General features: G+C 69.4%; 15 protein-coding genes. 10 read left to right on the top strand and 5 right to left on the bottom strand.

The window, feature by feature from the left end; translation table 11 throughout:
- Positions 1-120: 120 nt before the first annotated feature.
- From J2851_RS28360 to phoB, 7 genes are all read left to right on the top strand, one after another.
- Complete coding sequence (locus J2851_RS28360) at positions 121-1,641, top strand: ATP-binding protein (RefSeq protein ID WP_209770570.1); 1,521 nt, start codon at positions 121-123, stop codon at positions 1,639-1,641.
- Positions 1,642-1,846: 205 nt separating this feature from the next.
- Positions 1,847-2,890, top strand: a complete 1,044-nt coding sequence (locus J2851_RS28365; protein ID WP_209770571.1) for a PstS family phosphate ABC transporter substrate-binding protein — start codon at positions 1,847-1,849, stop codon at positions 2,888-2,890.
- Between the two features lie 16 nt (positions 2,891-2,906).
- Positions 2,907-4,289, top strand: a complete 1,383-nt coding sequence (pstC, locus tag J2851_RS28370) for a phosphate ABC transporter permease subunit PstC (protein WP_209770572.1) — start codon at positions 2,907-2,909, stop codon at positions 4,287-4,289.
- Entirely contained in the window at positions 4,282-5,595 is a 1,314-nt protein-coding gene (gene pstA, locus J2851_RS28375) for a phosphate ABC transporter permease PstA (protein WP_417281604.1), read from the top strand. The genes pstC and pstA overlap by 8 nt, the downstream gene beginning before the upstream one ends.
- A gap of 4 nt (positions 5,596-5,599) precedes the next feature.
- Positions 5,600-6,418: a phosphate ABC transporter ATP-binding protein PstB gene (gene pstB / locus J2851_RS28380; protein WP_209770576.1), complete on the top strand. Its 819-nt coding sequence runs from the start codon at positions 5,600-5,602 to the stop codon at positions 6,416-6,418.
- A 37-nt stretch (positions 6,419-6,455) separates the two neighbouring features.
- The gene (gene phoU, locus J2851_RS28385; protein WP_209770580.1) at positions 6,456-7,196 is read left to right on the top strand and encodes a phosphate signaling complex protein PhoU; all 741 of its coding nucleotides are present in this window, start codon (positions 6,456-6,458) and stop codon (positions 7,194-7,196) included.
- A complete protein-coding gene (gene phoB, locus J2851_RS28390; RefSeq protein ID WP_209770581.1) occupies positions 7,193-7,897 on the top strand; it encodes a phosphate regulon transcriptional regulator PhoB in 705 nt (234 codons plus the stop codon). The genes phoU and phoB overlap by 4 nt, the downstream gene beginning before the upstream one ends.
- 260 nt (positions 7,898-8,157) lie before the next feature.
- On the opposite strand, the gene J2851_RS28395 is transcribed toward phoB, so the two are convergent.
- Positions 8,158-10,938, bottom strand: a complete 2,781-nt coding sequence (locus J2851_RS28395; protein ID WP_209770625.1) for a [protein-PII] uridylyltransferase — start codon at positions 10,936-10,938, stop codon at positions 8,158-8,160.
- A gap of 465 nt (positions 10,939-11,403) precedes the next feature.
- Between J2851_RS28395 and J2851_RS28400 the strand changes: the two genes are divergently transcribed.
- Positions 11,404-11,766, top strand: coding sequence for a hypothetical protein (locus J2851_RS28400; RefSeq protein WP_209770582.1), 363 nt, complete (start codon positions 11,404-11,406; stop codon positions 11,764-11,766).
- Positions 11,767-11,852: 86 nt separating this feature from the next.
- Here J2851_RS28400 and J2851_RS28405 read toward each other — a convergent pair whose 3' ends face one another.
- The gene (locus J2851_RS28405; RefSeq protein ID WP_209770583.1) at positions 11,853-12,389 is read right to left on the bottom strand and encodes a hypothetical protein; all 537 of its coding nucleotides are present in this window, start codon (positions 12,387-12,389) and stop codon (positions 11,853-11,855) included.
- Between the two features lie 250 nt (positions 12,390-12,639).
- On the opposite strand from J2851_RS28405, the gene mutS reads away from it, so the two are divergent.
- Positions 12,640-15,288, top strand: a complete 2,649-nt coding sequence (mutS, locus tag J2851_RS28410; RefSeq protein WP_209770626.1) for a DNA mismatch repair protein MutS — start codon at positions 12,640-12,642, stop codon at positions 15,286-15,288.
- A 138-nt stretch (positions 15,289-15,426) separates the two neighbouring features.
- Here mutS and J2851_RS28415 read toward each other — a convergent pair whose 3' ends face one another.
- The 3 genes from J2851_RS28415 to J2851_RS28425 all read right to left on the bottom strand — a co-directional run bounded on the left by J2851_RS28415 (position 15,427) and on the right by J2851_RS28425 (position 16,999).
- On the bottom strand, positions 15,427-15,993 hold the full coding sequence (locus tag J2851_RS28415) for a GNAT family N-acetyltransferase (RefSeq protein ID WP_209770585.1): 567 nt from the start codon (positions 15,991-15,993) through the stop codon (positions 15,427-15,429).
- 108 nt (positions 15,994-16,101) lie between these two features.
- Positions 16,102-16,596: a lysozyme gene (locus tag J2851_RS28420; RefSeq protein ID WP_209770587.1), complete on the bottom strand. Its 495-nt coding sequence runs from the start codon at positions 16,594-16,596 to the stop codon at positions 16,102-16,104.
- A 139-nt stretch (positions 16,597-16,735) separates the two neighbouring features.
- Entirely contained in the window at positions 16,736-16,999 is a 264-nt protein-coding gene (locus tag J2851_RS28425; RefSeq protein WP_209770589.1) for an usg protein, read from the bottom strand.
- A gap of 299 nt (positions 17,000-17,298) precedes the next feature.
- Here J2851_RS28425 and groES point away from each other — a divergent pair, with 299 nt between their 5' ends.
- Positions 17,299-17,589, top strand: a complete 291-nt coding sequence (gene groES / locus J2851_RS28430; protein WP_209770591.1) for a co-chaperone GroES — start codon at positions 17,299-17,301, stop codon at positions 17,587-17,589.

Genomic DNA, 17,589 nt, shown 5'->3' on the forward strand with positions numbered 1-17,589 from the left:
GCTGGGAGAGGGTCAAGTTGGCGTCTTCGCGGGTTAATCTTTTGTGACGCACGCCCGCGGGGCTCGGCGATGGTGTAGAAACAGCGGTCGAGACCCCGCGACGCACGAGTTTCGCCGCCCATGAGCCCCAAGGTGATGCCGCCGCTTCGGTTGATTGCCGGTGCCCTGCTGATGCTGGGGCCGCTCGCGGCGTCGCTGTACCTTCTCCTGCATGGCGGGTTGATCACGCCGGGTGTTGCCGTCGGCGTCGGGTTGCCGGCCCTGGCGGGCGTGGTGGTGATCCTGCGCACTCAGCGCCGCGACACGCGCGCGGTGACCGATTACGTCGCGCGTCTGACCGACGAACCCTCCACCCCGGTTCCGCCGTTGGCCTCGCCCGCCTCGGTGCGCGGGCTGACCGCGGCGGTGGCGCGCCTGCACCGGGTGATGACCGGCCGGGTCGAGCAGGCCCAGGCGCAGCTGGAGGCCAACGAATCAATCCTGGAGGCGCTGCACGACCCGCTGGTGCTGGTCGGGGCGGACCGGCAGGTGGTGCGCGCCAACCAGGCGGCGCGCGGCCTGTTCGGCGACCGCATCCTGAACCGCGACCTCGCCGCCAGCTTGCGGAACCCCAGCGTGCTGGAGGCGGTGGACGCCGTGCTGGGCGGGGCGGCGTCGCGCATCCTGGAATTCAGCCTGCCCGTCCCGGTGGAGCGCATGTTCGAGGTGCGGGTGAAGCCCTTCCAGCGCCGCCTGCCGCGCCCCGTTCCCGACGAGAACGCCCTGGTGCCGGAGGATCCGGCCCCCGCGCCGCCGGTCACCGGGCGTATGGTCATCCTGACGCTGCACGACATCACCGCGCTGCGCCGGTCGGAGCAGATGCGCGCCGACTTCATCGCCAACGCCAGCCACGAGCTGCGCACGCCGCTGTCGTCGCTGCTGGGCTTCATCGAGACTCTGCGCGGCCCCGCCCGCGACGACCTGGAGGCGCACGAGCGCTTCCTCTCCATCATGCACGACCAGGCGAGCCGCATGGCCCGCCTCGTCAACGACCTGCTGTCGCTGTCGCGGATCGAGCTGGACGAGCATATGCCGCCCGCCGGACAGGTGGACGTGCTGGACCGGCTGGACGGGGTCATCGCGGCGCTGGAGCTGAAGGCGGCCAGCCGCCGCATCCGCCTGAAGCTGGAAGCGCCGGAGCGGGTGCCCCCCGTCGTCGGGGACGAGGACCAGCTGACCCAGGTCTTCCAGAACCTCGTCAGCAACGCGATCAAATACACGCGCGAGAACACCGACGTGACGGTCGCCGTGTCGCTCGCCGACGGCGCCATGGTCGGCTTCACCAGCGCGGTTCCGCTCGCCCAGCGCAACGGCCGCGGGCACCCGATGGTTGCGGTCGCCGTGCGCGACCAGGGGGAGGGCATCGCCCGCACCCACCTGCCGCGCCTGACCGAGCGCTTCTACCGGGTCGACGCGGCGCGATCGCGCGCCATGGGCGGCACGGGCCTGGGCCTCGCCATCGTCAAGCACATCCTGAACCGCCACCGCGGGCGGCTGACCATCGAAAGCGCCGTCGGGGTGGGCAGCACCTTCACCGTCTACCTGCCGGCCGCCTCCGACGCGGCGCTCCCCGCGGCGGAGCCGGCGCGGCGGCAAGCCTGAGGGCGGAATCAGCCGCGCCGATGCCGATGACCAAAAAAAGACGGCGTCATAAAACTGTCATGAAACTGTAATCAACGAGTCGCGGTCGCCGACTAACGTCCCGCCGCAAGCCGACGCCCCCTTAGGCTGGGCGCGGCGCGGCACGGTGCGGGCGCATCGCGTTCCCCCGTCGCAGTGACATTCGATTTTTTCGGAGGGAAACCCCGTGACCACCAGGACGCTCGCCCTCACCGCCGCTGGGATCGTTGCCATGACCGCCGCCCTCTCCGGCGCGGCGCACGCCCAGTCGCGCGACCAGATCCGCGCCGTCGGCTCGTCCACGGTGTTCCCCTTCACCACCGCGGTCGCCGAGGCCTTCGGCAAGGGCGGCAAGTTCAAGACGCCGGTGATTGAATCGACCGGCACCGGCGGCGGCCTGAAGCTGTTCTGCGCCGGCGTCGGCCCGCAGCATCCGGACGTCGCCAACGCGTCCCGCCGCATCAAGAAGTCGGAGGTCGAGCAGTGCGCCGCCAACGGCGTCACGCAGATCACCGAGCTGAAGATCGGCTACGACGGCATCGCGCTGGCCTATTCCAAGGCCGCCCCGCACGTCGACCTGACCACCGAGGTCCTGTGGAAGGCGCTGGCCAAGGAGGTCCCGGTCGGCGGCAAAATGGTCGCCAACCCCTATAAGAAGTGGTCGGACATCGACGCCAAGCTCCCCAACAAGGACATCGAGGTGCTCGGCCCGCCCCCGACCTCCGGCACCCGCGACAGCTTCAACGAGCTGGTGATGCTCGAAGGCTGCAAGAAGGTTCGGGAAGTCAAGGACCTCGTCGCCGACGAGAAGGCGCGCGAAAAGGCCTGCCTGTCGATCCGCGAGGACGGCGGCTACGTCGAGGCCGGCGAGAACGACAACCTGATCGTCCAGAAGCTGACCGCCAACCCCGACAGCTTCGGCGTGTTCGGCTACAGCTACATCGAGCAGAACCGCGACAAGCTGCAGTCCGCCAAGATGGACGGCGTGGAGCTGACGCCGGAGAACGTCGCCGACGGCAAGTACGAGGTGGCGCGCTCGCTCTTCGTCTATGTGAAGACCGCCCACGCCGGCGTGATCCCGGGCATCCGCGAGTTCATCGCCGAATACACGGCGGAGAAGGCCTTCGGCGAGGACGGCTATCTGGCCGACAAGGGCCTGATCCCGCTGCCGAAGGCCGAACGCGACGCGGCCCGCGCCGCCGCGTCGAACCTGGCCCCGCTCCAGCTCTGACCCTCGGCGGGCTCAAATGCAGATCACGGTGCTGCTTCTCGTTCTGGTCCTGCTCACGGTCATCGGCTTCCAGCTCGGCCGGTCGCGCGCCGCGGCGTCGGTCGGCGGCCGCACCGTCGAGCTTCATTCGGTGCCCTCCTACCACGGCTTCTACGTGGCGCTCTGGGCCGGCCTTCCCGCCCTGCTGCTGTTCGCGCTGTGGAGCGCGTCGGAAGGCTGGATGGTCATGCAGATGGTGCTGGCCGGCCTGCCGGACCGCCTGACCCAGGTGGACGCCCAGGCGCTCAGCCTGCTGCGCGCCGACATCCTGAACCTCGCGCACGGCGTCAACACCGGCCGCGAGCCCGACCCGGCGGTGGCCGCCGCGGCGGAGCAGTATGTCCGCCTGCGGTCGCTCGGCGACTGGAGCCTGCTGGTCATCGGCTCCTGCCTGGCCATGGGCGGGCTGCTCTACGCGCGGGGCCGCATCACGCCGGACCTGCGCGCCCGCAACCGGGTGGAGCGCACGGTCAACGTCGCGCTGGTGATCTGCTCGCTGGTCGCCATCCTGACGACCATCGGCATCGTGCTGTCCCTGCTGTTCGAGGCCATGCGCTTCTTCGCGGTGGTGTCGCCGATCGACTTCCTGTTCGGCACGCACTGGAGCCCGCAGATGGCCATGCGCGCCGACCAGGTCGGCTCCAGCGGCTCCTTCGGCGCGATCCCGCTGTTCGCCGGCACGCTGCTGATCACCGCCATCGCCATGGCGGTCGCCGTGCCGGTCGGGCTGATGTCGGCCATCTTCATGTCGGAATACGCCAACCCGCACCTGCGCACCTGGCTGAAGCCGATCCTGGAGGTGCTGGCCGGCATCCCGACGGTCGTCTACGGCTTCTTCGCCGCCCTGACCATGGCGCCCTTCGTGCGCGGGCTGGGGCAGGGGCTGGGGCTCGACGTCAGCTCCGAATCGGCGCTTGCGGCGGGCATCGTCATGGGCGTGATGATCATCCCCTTCGTCAGCTCGCTGTCCGACGACGTCATCAACGCGGTGCCGCAGAGCCTGCGCGACGGCTCCTACGGCCTCGGCGCCACCAAGTCGGAGACGATCCGGCTGGTCGTGCTGCCGGCGGCCCTGCCGGGCATCGTCGCCGCGGTCATGCTGGCGGTCAGCCGCGCCATCGGCGAGACGATGATCGTCACCATGGCCGCCGGCCTGACCGCGAACCTGACCGCCAACCCGCTGGAGGCGGTGACCACCGTCACCACGCAGATCGCCACGCTGCTGGTCGGCGACCAGGAGTTCGACAGCCCCAAGACGCTGTCGGCCTTCGGGCTGGGGCTCGTGCTGTTCCTGGTGACGCTCACCCTCAACATGGTCGCCCTGCGGGTGGTCCAGAAGTATCGAGAGAAATATGACTGACCTCGTGCAACAGGACGTCCGGACCCAGGAAACCCGCGCCATGTCGGTCACCGCCACCAAGTCCCGCTACCAGAGCGCGGAGTTCTCGGACCGCCTGCGCCGCCGCTACGCCGCCGAACGGCGCTTTCGCCTGGCCGGCATGGCCGCGGTCGGCATCGCCTCGCTGATGCTGGTCGTGCTGCTGGGCTCCATCGTCGGCAAGGGCTACACGGCCTTCTGGCAGACGCAGATCCGGCTGGAGGTCACGCTCGACAAGACCCAGGTGGAGGAGGGCAACTACATGCCGGTCCTCCGCCAGGCGCTCTACGCCGTGGTGCCGGAGGTGACCGACCGCGCCGGCCGCCGGTCGCTGAACGAGCTGCTGTCCTCGGGCGCCCCCTACCAGCTGGAGGCGATGGTCAAGGCGAACCCGTCGATCGTCGGCACGAAGCAGACCGTCTGGGTGCTGGCCGACGACGAGGTCGACCAGTTCATGAAGGGCTTCATCCGCCGCGACGTGCCGGAATCGGAGCGCCGCCTGAACGACATCAAGATCGGCGCGCTGGACAAGCTGGCGGCGGCCGGTGCTGTGAAGAGCGCCTTCAACACCACCCTGTTCACCGCCGGCGACAGCCGCGAGCCGGAACAGGCGGGCATCTGGGGCGCCATCGTCGGCTCCTTCCTGACGCTGGTCGTCACCATGCTGCTGTCGGTGCCCATCGGCATCGCCGCCGCGGTGTATCTGGAGGAGTTCGCGCCCAAGAACCGCTGGACCGACCTGATCGAGGTGAACATCAACAACCTCGCCGCGGTGCCGTCGATCATCTTCGGCCTGCTGGGTCTGGCGGTCTTCCTGGGCTTCTTCGGGATGCCGCGCTCGGCCCCGCTGGTCGGCGGGCTGGTGATGGCGCTGATGACGCTGCCGGTCATCATCATCGCGTCGCGCGTCGCGCTGAAGGCGGTGCCGCCGTCGATCCGCGAGGCGGCGCTGGGTGTCGGCGCCTCGCCGCTCCAGACCGTGGCCCACCATGTGCTGCCGCTGGCCATGCCGGGCATCCTGACCGGCACCATCATCGGCATGGCCCGCGCGCTGGGCGAGACGGCGCCGCTGCTGATGATCGGCATGGTCGCCTTCATCGTGGACATCCCGCACGGCCTGACCGACAGCGCCACGGCGCTGCCCGTCCAGATCTACATGTGGGCGGACAGCCCGGAGCGCGCCTTCACCGAGCGCACCTCGGCGGCGATCCTGGTCCTGCTCGCCTTCCTCATCCTGATGAACGGCCTGGCCGTCTTCCTGCGCAAGAAATTCGAGAGGCGTTGGTAGTCCCATGAGCGTGCAGACCCAGTTTCCGACCGCCTCCGCTCCGCTCCGTTCCGCGACGGGCGGTCCCCTCCTCAAGATGGTCGCCCGCGACGTGAAGGTCTTCTACGGGGCCAAGCAGGCGCTGAAGGGCATCGACCTGGAGATCCAGGAGAACCGGGTGATGGCCCTGATCGGGCCGTCGGGCTGCGGGAAGTCCACCTTCCTGCGCTGCCTGAACCGCATGAACGACACCATCGAGAACTGCCGGGTCGAAGGCCTGATCGCGCTCGACGGGGAGGACGTCTACGGCCATGCCATCGACGCGGTGCAGCTGCGCGCCCGCGTCGGCATGGTCTTCCAGAAGCCGAACCCCTTCCCGAAGTCGATCTACGACAACATCGCCTATGGGCCGCGCATCCACGGCATCGCCACCCACCGCGACGAGCTGGACGAGATCGTGCAGACCTCGCTGGAGCGCGCCGGCCTGTGGAACGAGGTGAAGGACCGCCTGCGGGAGCCCGGCACCGGCCTGTCCGGCGGCCAGCAGCAGCGCCTGTGCATCGCCCGCGCCATCGCCGTCAGCCCCGAAGTGATCCTGATGGACGAGCCCTGCTCGGCGCTCGACCCCATCGCGACCGCGCACATCGAGGAGCTGATCGACGAGCTGCGCGAGAACTACACGATCGTCATCGTCACCCACAACATGCAGCAGGCGGCCCGCGTGTCGCAGAAGACCGCGTTCTTCCACCTGGGCGAGATGGTGGAGTGCGACGACACCGAGGAAATCTTCACCAACCCGCGCGACGAGCGCACCCAGGGCTACATCACCGGCCGCTACGGCTGAACCGGTGGGGAGCCGCTGTCCGGAGGGGGAGCCGGCCATGACCGACCACATCGTTCGCTCCTTCGCCCAGGAGCTGCAGCGCCTGTCCAACCTGATCACGCAGATGGGCGGCGTGGCGGAGGCGCAGGTGGACGCCGCCGTGAAGGCGGTGGGCCGCCGCGACGTCACGCTGGCCACCCAGGTGATGCAGGCCGACCAGCGCATCGACGCCTACGAGCGGGACATCGACGCGGAGGCGATCCGGCTGCTGGCGCTGCGCCAGCCGCTGGCCCAGGACCTGCGCGAGATCGTGTCGGCGCTGAAGATCTCCTCCGACCTGGAACGGATCGGCGACTACGCCTCCAACATCGCGAAGCGGTCGCTGGCGCTGGCCCAGGTGCCGGCGGTGCGGCCGGTGGTGGCCGTCCCGCGCATGGGGCGGCTGGTCGAGGCGATCATGAAGGACGTGCTCGACGCCTACATCGAGCGCGACGTCGCCAAGGCCATCGCCGCCTGGGAGCGGGACGAGGAACTCGACGACCTCTACACCAGTCTGTTCCGCGAGGTCCTGACCTACATGATGGAGGACCCGCGCACCATCACGCCCTGCACGCACCTGCTCTTCATGGCGAAGAACCTGGAGCGGATCGGCGACCACGCGACCAACATCGCGGAGACCATCCATTTCCTGGTGGTCGGCGCGCCGCTGCGCGTCGAGCGGCCGAAGAGCGACGGCAGCAGCTTCGCGGTGGTGACGCCATCCTCAGACAACGATTCCGACAGAACGGGGCAAGCATGAACTCGGCGCTGAAGCCGCTCGTCCTCATCGTCGAGGACGAAGCCGACATCGTCACGCTGTTGAAGTACAACCTGGAAAAGGAAGGCTTCCGGGTGAACGCCGCAACCGACGGCGAGGAGGCGCTCCTCCTGGCCGGGGAGCAGACGCCGAACATCGTGCTGCTCGACTGGATGCTGCCGCTGATGTCGGGGCTGGAGGTCTGCCGGCAGATGCGGCGCAACACCAAGATGCGCGACATCCCCATCATCATGCTGACCGCCCGCGGCGAGGAGGCCGACCGGGTGCGCGGCCTGAACTCCGGCGCCGACGACTACATCACCAAGCCCTTCTCCCCGACCGAGCTGGTCGCCCGCATGCGCGCCGTCCTGCGCCGCGCCTCGCCGGGCATGGCGGAGGAGGTGCTGCAATTCTCCGACGTAACCATGGACCTCGCCGCCCACCGCGTGCGCCGCAACGGCCGCGACGTCCACCTGGGACCGACGGAATTCCGCCTGCTGCGCCACTTCATGCAGCACCCCGGCCGCGTCTTCTCGCGCGAGCAGCTGCTGGACGTGGTGTGGGGCCACGACGTCTACGTCGAGCCGCGCACCGTGGACGTCCACATCCGCCGCCTGCGCAAGGCCATGAACGACGACACGGAACTGGACCTGATCCGCACCGTCCGCTCCGCCGGCTACGCGCTGGACACCAAGTCGGTGTGACGGGCGGATGGGGTGAGATGAGTTGGAATGAGGTTGTCGCGTCGGGCCCCCCTCCCAACCTCCCCCCACTTCGCTCTCGCGCAAGCGAAGCTTGCGCTGACGCGGCAGGCGGACCCTTTGGGTCCGCCGAGAGCGGGGGGAGGAGTTAAGGGATGCGCGGCGGCAGTTCCCTCCCCCGTCGAAGATGGGGGAGGGTTAGGGTGGGGGCCCAACGCAAGGCGCTCAAACCATCACCCCGCCGTCCCTCACCCCGCCGTCCCTCACCCCGCCGGATCGGCCAGCGCGGAGAGCAGGCGTTCGCGGATTTGCGCCAGCTTGCTGTCGTGGCTGACCTTCAGGCCGAAGACGTCCTTCACGTAGAACACGTCGATGGCCTTCTCCCCATAGGTCGAGATCTTCGCCGAGGAGATCTGCAGCGTCAGGTTCGACAGCGCGCGGGTCAGGTCGTACAGCAGGCCCGGCCGGTCGCGGCCGTTCACCTCGATCACCGTGTGGGTGGTGGAGGCGTTGTTGTCGATCAGCACGCGCGGCGGCACGTGGAAGACCCGCGTGCGGCTGGCGTGCGGCGCCTTGCGCTTGGCCAGCTCGTGCAGCGGCTTCAGCTGGCCGGACAGGACCCGCTCGATCATCACCGACAGCTTGGCCAGCTTGTCCCCGCTCTCGAAGGCGCCGCCGCCGGCCGCGTCCTGCACGGTGAAGACGTCCAGCGCCATGCCGTTGGTCATGGTGAAGATGCGGGCGTCCACGATGTCCGCCCCGCAGGCGGCCAGCGCGCCGGCAAGGCGTGAGAACAGGCCGTGGTGGTCGGTGGCGTAGATCGTCACCTCGGTGATCGCCCGGCCGCGGTCGATGCGGGTGTCCACCGTCAGCGGCCGCTCCTCCCGCACCGCCTCGCGGACCAGCCGCGCGTGGCGGCCCAGCGTTTCGGTGTCGAAGGCCAGCCAGTAGGCCGGGTAGCCCAGCGCCGTGTGCCGCTCGAAGTCGGCGTCGTCGAAGTCCGACAGCTCGGTGCGGAGTGCGGCCTGCGCCGCCTGGATGCGGCGCCCGCGCCCTTCCACCGACAAGCCGCCGGACATCAGCTCTTCCGACCGGTTGTACAGCTCGCGCAGCAGCGTGGCCTTCCAGTTGTTCCAGCGCTGCGGCCCCACCGCCCGGATGTCGGCCACGGTCAGCACCAGCAGCAGGCGCAGCCGCTCCGGCGACTGGACGAGCGAGACGAAGTCGCGCACCGTCTTGTCGTCCTCCAGGTCGCGCTTGAAGGCGACCTGCGACATGGCGAGGTGCCAGCGCACCAGCCAGGCGACCGTCTCCGTCTCCTCCGCGCTCAACCCCAGCCGCGGGCACAGCTTCTCCGCCACGCGGGCGCCCAGGACGGAATGGTCGCCGCCGCGCCCCTTGGCGATGTCGTGCAGCAGCACCGCGACGTAGAGCGCGCGCCGCGACACCACCTTGTGGATCACTTCCGACGACAGCGGCAGCTCGTCCTTCAGGTCGCCGGTCTCGATCTTGTGCAGGATGCCCAGCGCGAACAGCGTGTGCTCGTCCACCGTGTAGACGTGGTACATGTCGTACTGCATCTGCGCCACCACCCGGCCGAAGTCGGGGATGAAGCGGGCGAGCACGCCGGCCTCGTTCATGCGGCGCAGCGTGATCTCCGGGTCCTTCGCGCCGGTCAGGATCTCCAGGAACAGCCGGTTGGCCTCCGCGTCCGCGCGCAGCTTCGGCCCGACCACCGACAGCGAGCGCGTGATGGCGCGCAGCGCGTTGGGGTGGATGTCGATGTCGTTCTGCTGGGCGGTGTGGAACAGCCGGATCATGTCCAGCGGCTCGTCCTTGAACTGCCGGTCGTTGCGGACGTTCAGCCGCTCCCCGTCCACGACGAAGCCGTCCACGTCCTTGCGGCGGGTGAGTGCCGCCAGCCGCAGGATGTTGAACTTGGGCGGGCGCTTCGATTCCGCCTCCAGCGCCGCGCAGAAGATGCGCGTCAGGTCGCCCACGTCCTTGGCGACCAGGAAATAGTGCTTCATGAAGCGTTCCACGCCCTTGGTGCCGGCGTGGTCGGTGTAGCCCATGCGCTGGCCGATCTCCGTCTGCACGTCGAAGGTCAGGCGGTCCTCCATGCGGCCGGCCAGGTAATGCAGGTGGCAGCGCGCGGTCCACAGGAAGTTCTGCGCCTTGGCGAAGCGCTGCGCCTCCTCCGGCAGCAGCACCTTCTTGCCGACCAGATCCTCCACGTCCTCGACGCGGTACAGGTACTTGGCGATCCAGAACAGGGTCTGCAGGTCGCGCAGGCCACCCTTGCCGTCCTTCAGGTTGGGCTCCAGCACATAGCGGCTGTCGCCCAGCTTCAGGTGGCGGTTGTCGCGCTCGGCCAGCTTGGCCTCCACGAACTCCGGCCCGGTCCCGGCGACCACCTCCTTGTCGTAGCGGCGGCGCAGCTCCGAATAAAGCTTGCGCGGGCCCCACAGGTAGCGGGCCTCCAGGATGGCGGTGCGGATGGTGACGTCGGCCTTGGACTGCCGGATGCACTCGTCCACGCTGCGCACCGCGTGGCCGACCTTCAGCCCCAGGTCCCACAGGATGTAGAGCATGTACTCCACCACCTGCTCCACCCGCGGCGTGCGCTTGTAGGGCAGCAGGAACAGCAGGTCGATGTCGGAGAAGGGCGCCAGCTCCCCGCGGCCATAGCCGCCGGTGGCGGCGATGTCGAACACCTCGCCCGACGTCGGGTTGGGCGACGGGAAGATGTGGGTGACCGTGAAGTCGGCCAGCGCGCGCACCAGCCCGTCGGCCAGGTAGCAGTTCTGCCGGACGCAGTCCTCGCCCGACCCCTTGGCCTCGAACCGGCTGCGCACCTCGGCGCGCCCGTCGTTCAGGGTGGCGCGCAGGCAGGCGATCAGGGCCGGGCGCAGGCCGTCGCCGGTCCCGTGCTTTTCGACCAGCCCCTCCAGCTCCTCCGCCAGCTTGCGCCGGGACAGGATGGCGCGCCGGTTCGCGATCTGCGGGGCGTCGGCGGATTCGGTGGCGCGGGTGGAAAGCATCGGCAAAGCGGCAGGCCTTCGCAAGGGGTGCGGGCAACGGGAGCCCCGGTGCCAATGGGACGATGGCGACGGGACGCCGATTATATAGCGGGAAAGGGCGCGGATCACACGCCCTGGACCCGCATCGCACGAATATCTCCTTCATCGCCGCCGCGGATTGTCATGCGCTGGTTGGTGGATGCGGCCCGGCAACGCAACCCTGCGGGTGCGCCCGGTGTCCCGCATCGCCCACCGCACCACGTGAGTCTCCGGATGAGCCACCGCCGGATGGGTCGCTGCTGGCCAAGCCCCTCACCCCCGACGCCCTGCTGCGCAAGGTCCGCGAGACGCTGGGCGAGGGCAGCCTCGCCCGTTGAGCGGTGGCTGTGACCGCCGTCACTGCGGCGGCGGGCATTCGCGGGTATGGACTCAACCCGGAAGCGGTTTGGCCGGACACTGTTTGGCCGATGAACGGGGAGAGGGCCGATGAGAAGGGGGCGCGAGACGTCGCGGCGCGAGCTGGCCAACCTGGGCAACGCGCTGACCCTGGCGGAACGCGGCCGCGGCCAGCCGCGCCACAGCCCGGCCGACCTGATGGCGTGGCTCCTGCGCGTCGCGCGCCTCTACCCCGCGGCGCTGGCCGACAGCACGCTGCTTCAGCTGTGCGACGTGATCTCCGGCGACTTCGTCGAGGACGAGGACAAGGTCGCCCTGATCCGCATGAGCTGGGCCGCCATCGTCCAGGCCGAATACAAGCACCGCGGCCTGATGCTCGTGGAGGGTCGTTCCAAGCTCCCTCTCCCGTCCCGGGAGAGGGAAGGGGCCCACGCCTTGGCGTGGGAAGGGTGAGGGTTCGGCGAGGAGAAACCGCTGATCCTTGGCTGTCCCCTCACCCGGCCCTTCGGGCCACCCTCTCCCGGGGCGGGAGAGGGATATCACTCCGCGCGCACGGCCAGATGCACGTTCTTGCCGCCGTTGGCTTCCAGCAGGTCCGCGGCCTTGACCTCTTCGGCCGTGTCGTCGGCGCGGACCCACAGGATCACGCCGCCGGCCTCCAGCGCGCGGGTGAACTCGTCGGTGTCCGGGTGGCTGGTCAGCTCGTCCAGGTAATCCTTGATGGCGACGCCGCCGAGGCCGGCGGCGACCAATGCTGCCAGCGGGGCGGCGATCGGCCCGCCGACGATGGCGAGCAGCCCGGCGGTGGTCAGCGGGAAGGCGTATTTCAGCTCGCCCACCAGGCCGGTCAGCGCCTCGTCGCGCGGCGTCGGCGGGACCTTGTCCGCCGCCTCCAGCGAGGTGTGGCTGGCGAGCACCGACAGTTCCTCCCGCTCGAAGCCGGCGGCCAGCAGGGCGGCGACGGCGCGGTCGAAGTCGGCGCGCGTCTCGAACAGGGCGACGACCTCGCGCACCTCGCGGCCATCGGTTCGGGAGCCAACGTCCCCGGCACCGTTGTTGTCGTACGCTTGCGTCAAGGCACTCTCCTTCCCAGCTTCTCCATGGGTCCGGATCGGACTTCCACGGGCGTCATCAGTCTACCACCGGACCGCGCCCGCCGGAACCGGCCCGGAGGAAACCCCTCTCTCCTGCGGCGCTTCGCCCGTGCTAGGGTGGCGCCCCCGTAGACCCCATCCACGCAGATTTGGTTCCCGACCCGTGTCCGACGCCATCGCCGCCCCCGCCCCCTCTATTCCGGCCCCCTCCATCCCGGCGGACGCCACCCCGATGATGGCGCAGTACCTGGAGATCAAGCAGGCGCACCCCGACTGCCTGCTGTTCTACCGGATGGGCGATTTCTACGAGATGTTCTTCGAGGACGCGGTGAACGCGGCCCGGACGCTGGACATCGCGCTGACCAAGCGCGGCCAGCACCTGGGGGAGGACATCCCCATGTGCGGCGTGCCGGTCCACAGCCACGAATCCTACCTGCAGCGCCTGATCCGCCAGGGCTTCCGCGTCGCCATCTGCGAGCAGATGGAGGACCCGGCGGAGGCGAAGAAGCGCGGGGCCAAGTCGGTGGTGAAGCGCGGCGTCATCCGCATCGTCACCCCCGGCACCCTGACCGAGGACAGCCTGCTGGACAGCCGCTCCTCCAACTGGCTGGCGGCGGTGGCGGAAACGGCGGGCGGCCTGGGTCTCGCCTGGCTGGAGCTGTCGACGGGCGAGCTGGTCGTGCAGCCGGTGGAGCGCGCCGGGCTGGGCGCGGCACTCGGCCGCCTCGACCCGCAGGAGGTGCTGGTCTCCGAAAAGCTCTGCCAGAGCCCCGACCTGTACGAGCTGTGGGCGGAGTGGAAGTCGCGCCTGACCGTGCAGCCCAACCCGCGCTTCGACAGCGAGAACGGCAAGCAGCGGCTGCTGACCCTCTACGGCGTTGGCACGCTCGACGCCTACGGCCAGTTCTCCCGGGCGGAGGTCGCGGCGGCCGGCGCGCTGGTCGCCTATGTGGAGCTGACCCAGAAGGGCCGCGTGCCCCGCCTGTCGCCGCCGCGCCGGCTCGGCCCCGGGGCGGTCATGGAGATCGACGCGGCGACCCGCCGCAACCTGGAGCTGACCCGCACCCTGACGGGGGAGCGGCGCGGCAGCCTGCTCGCCACCATCGACCGCACGGTGACCGGGCCCGGCGCCCGCCTGCTGGCCGCCCAGCTCTCCGCCCCGCTGACCAACCCGACGGCGATTGCCAAACGCCTGGACATGGTCGAATACGCCATGGCGGAGGAGCGGCTGCGCGCCGACCTGCGCGAGTTCCTGCGCCGCTGCCCGGACCTGGAACGCGCGCTGTCCCGCCTGGCGCTGGGGCGCGGCGGCCCGCGCGACCTCGCCGCGGTGCGCGACGGGCTGTCCCAGGCCTCGGCCATCCGCCTGCTGCTGAACGACAACCCCGGCGGCCCGCTGCCCGACGGCCTCGCCGCCGTCGCCCGCGGCCTGGGCGAGCATGGGGAACTGGTCCAGCAGCTGACGCAGGCCCTGGCGCCGGAGCTGCCCTTGCTCGCCCGCGACGGCGGCTTCATCGCGCGCGACTATTCCTACGCGCTGGACGATCTGGTGACCCTGCGCGACGAGAGCCGCCGGCTGATCGCCGGGCTCCAGGCCAAATACGCGGACCTCGCCGGGGTGCCGGCGCTGAAGGTCAAGCACAACAACGTGCTCGGCTACCACATCGAGGTGACGGCGACCCACGCGGACAAGCTGATGTCCGAGAAGGGGCGCGAGGTCTTCATGCACCGCCAGACCATGGCGAACGCCGTCCGCTTCGGCACGGTGGAGCTGTCGGACCTGGAACGCCGCATCTCCGAGGCCGCCGACAAGGCGCTGGCCGTGGAGCTGGAGCTGTTCAACGAACTGGTGGAGGCGGTGACCGGCCGCGCCGAGGCCATCGCCCAGGCCGCCCACGCGCTGGCCGCACTCGACGTCGCGACCTCCCTGGCCGAGCTGGCGGTGGAGCGGCGCTACAGCCGGCCGGTGGTGGACGACAGCCTGTCCTTCGCCATCAAGGGCGGCCGGCATCCGGTGGTGGAGGCGGTGCTGGACGCCGCCAACGCCGGCCCCTTCGTCGCGAACGACTGCGACCTCGCCCCGGACAACCGGCTGTGGTTGCTGACCGGCCCGAACATGGCCGGCAAGTCGACCTTCCTGCGGCAGAACGCGCTGATCACCGTGCTGGCCCAGATGGGCAGCTTCGTGCCGGCGGACAGCGCGCGCATCGGCGTGGTCGACCGGCTGTACAGCCGCGTGGGCGCGGCCGACGACCTGGCGCGCGGCCGCTCCACCTTCATGGTGGAGATGGTGGAGACCGCGGCGATCCTGAACCAGTCCGGATCCCGCGCCCTGGTCATCCTGGACGAGATCGGGCGCGGCACCGCGACCTTCGACGGCCTGAGCATCGCCTGGGCTTGCGTGGAGCACCTGCACGACGTCAACCGCTGCCGCGCCCTGTTCGCCACCCACTATCACGAGCTGACCATGCTGGCCGGCAAGCTGCCGGGCCTGTCCTGCCACACCATGCGCATCAAGGAATGGCAGGGCGACGTGGTCTTCCTGCACGAGGTGACCTCGGGCGCCGCCGACCGCAGCTACGGCATCCACGTGGCAAAGCTGGCCGGCCTGCCCGGTGCCGTCGTCGGCCGCGCGGAGGAGGTTCTGACCATCCTCGAATCGGGCGAGCAGAACGCCGCGATTCACCGCCTCGCCGAAGACCTGCCCCTGTTCAGCGCCGCCCTGAAGCGCCCCCCGGCCCCGTCCGCGGCCTCCACCCCCGCCGCCCCGCCGGAACCCTCCCCGGTGGAGGAAGCGCTGAAATCCATCGACCCCGACAGCCTGACGCCGCGTCAGGCGCTGGAGGAGCTGTACCGGTTGCGGGGGATGGTGAAGAACTGATCGGGAGCGGCGGCTATATCCCCTCTCCCCCCTGGGGAGAGGGTTAGGGTGAGGGGGCTCCGGCAGATGCAGAGCTTTCCGGTCCCCCCTCGACCCCCTCACCCCGACCCTCTCCCCAGGGGGGAGAGGGAGAGGGCGTTACCCACCCCGCCTCCGCGCCCGCCATTCCGCACGGGTGATCTCCCACACTTCCGTCGGGTGCTCGCCCGACACGTAGGCGTGCGTCTCGGTGCGGATCATCCGCATGCCGGTCCGTTCCGACACGCGTCGGGACGCGCGGTTCGCCGCCGCCTTTGGCACGCGCAGAACCTCGTTCCCCAGCACCTCGAACCAGAAGTCGGTGACCGCCTCGACGGCTTCGCTCATCAGCCCTTGCCCCTGCCAGGGCAGGCCCAGCCAGAAGCCGCGGTTGTTGCCCTCCTGCGCCATCAGGGCGATCGCCCCGATCAGGTCGTCCGGTCGGTCCTTCAGGCGGATCGACCAGTGCCACTCCTCGCCCCGCGCCATGGCGGGCAGGGCGATGTCGCGCAGGTAGGTCAGGGCGCCGTCGGCTGGGTAGGGCCAGGGGACGCGGCCGTTGACGAAGCGCACGATCTCCCAGTGCGGAAAATGCCGCTGGATGGCCGGGGCGTCCTCCAGCACCAGCGGGCGCAGCAGGAGGCGCGCGGTGGTCATCGGTGCGGCGGGGCTATGGGGCAGGGTCATGCCCGAACATACTCCAAGCATCGGCCTCAAAGCATCAGCCGGGGCGCCATTGAAGCGCCCCGGCTGATGCTGCCCGGTCCCAATGCTTCCCGGTCCGCTCGGCGCCGGTTACGCCACGCCGTCGGCCGTGGTGACGCTGGCCTGCGGCTGCGCGCCGGCGCCGCCCTCGAACAGCTCCGCCTCGGCGGCGCGGCGCTTGACGAGACCCGGAAGCTGCGTCTTGACGCCGTTCACCGTGGCGTAGACCCAGCGGCCGAACTGGCCGGCCGCGCCGGCGTAGTCGCCCTTGTTCAGCAGGACCAGCAGCGTGGAGCTTTGCAGGCTGCCCGCCCCCAGGTTGAAGACGAAGGAGGCCAGCGCCCCGCGCTGCTGCGGGTTCAGCGGCACCTTGACCAGCTTGTCCACCTGGGCCGCGGCGGCGGTCAGGTCGGCTTGCAGGAACGCGTCGGCGTCCGTGGCGGTGATGGTCTGGCCCATCTTCACCCCGGCCGTGTGGCCGTAGCCGATGGTCGGCACGCCCGCCGGGCACAGGTAGGCGTTGAGGTACAGGCCCTCGAAATGCTTCACCAGATTGACCGCTTCCTCGCAGACCGGCGCTGTCATGATTCCGCTCCCTCCAAAGTCCGGCGACGTGCATCGGAGCGATCCCGTCGCGCGGTAGGGAAGGTAGCGGATCATAGCCTCCCGCAAAACGGGATTTTCATAAAGAATGATCCCGTATGGCGGATTGCGATGGGGCCGGCTACTGCCAGCGGAACTCCGCCGCAACCACGCGGGCCTCGCCCGGCGTGATCAGCTTCCGCGTTGCCAGCTTCACCGAGTGCAGCTTGCCGTCGAGATTCGCCTGCCAGAAGTCGAGGAACCGGCGCAGCACCGGGTATTCGGGGGCCAGATCCAGCTCCTGCCACAGATAGCTTTGCAGAAGCTTGGGGTGGTCCGGCATGTGGTAGAGGATCTCCGCCGTCGTCAGGCGGTAGTCGCGGAGCTGGAGACTAAGGTTGGCCATGCGCTGACTCCGTGATGGTGGAACCGTGGCGACCTTCCCAATGCGGGTCTCTGGATGACCCTTTGATGAAAGTTTGCCTGCGCCAACAACAATGTGCAACGGCGTTTTTTGTTCCAAATCAACGCGTTAGCAGCGATCCGAGGCGAGTGCTGCCAGCATTTGAGCCGATTGTCCGAACGACCCTCTTGAATCGAAACGCGTCCTCCATTAGCTGTCTGGCACTCGCCGGGGGGGAGTGCTAACAACCAACCCGGCCCAATCCTTTCTCCCAATAAGCCTTGATCCTAGGAGGCATCCCCATGAAGTTCCGTCCGCTGCACGACCGCGTCGTCGTCAAGCGTCTGGAGTCCGACACCAAGACCAAGGGCGGGATCATCATCCCCGACACCGCGAAGGAAAAGCCCCAGGAGGGCCAGGTCATCGCGGTCGGCCCGGGGGCTCGTGACGAGAGCGGCAAGGTCGTTGCCCTCGACGTTAAGGCCGGCGACCGCATCCTGTTCGGCAAGTGGTCGGGCACCGAGGTGAAGATCGAGGGCGAGGATTTCCTGATCATGAAGGAATCCGACATCATGGGCGTTATCGAGGGCTAA

Source organism: Azospirillum rugosum, assembly GCF_017876155.1.
GTDB lineage: Bacteria > Pseudomonadota > Alphaproteobacteria > Azospirillales > Azospirillaceae > Azospirillum > Azospirillum rugosum.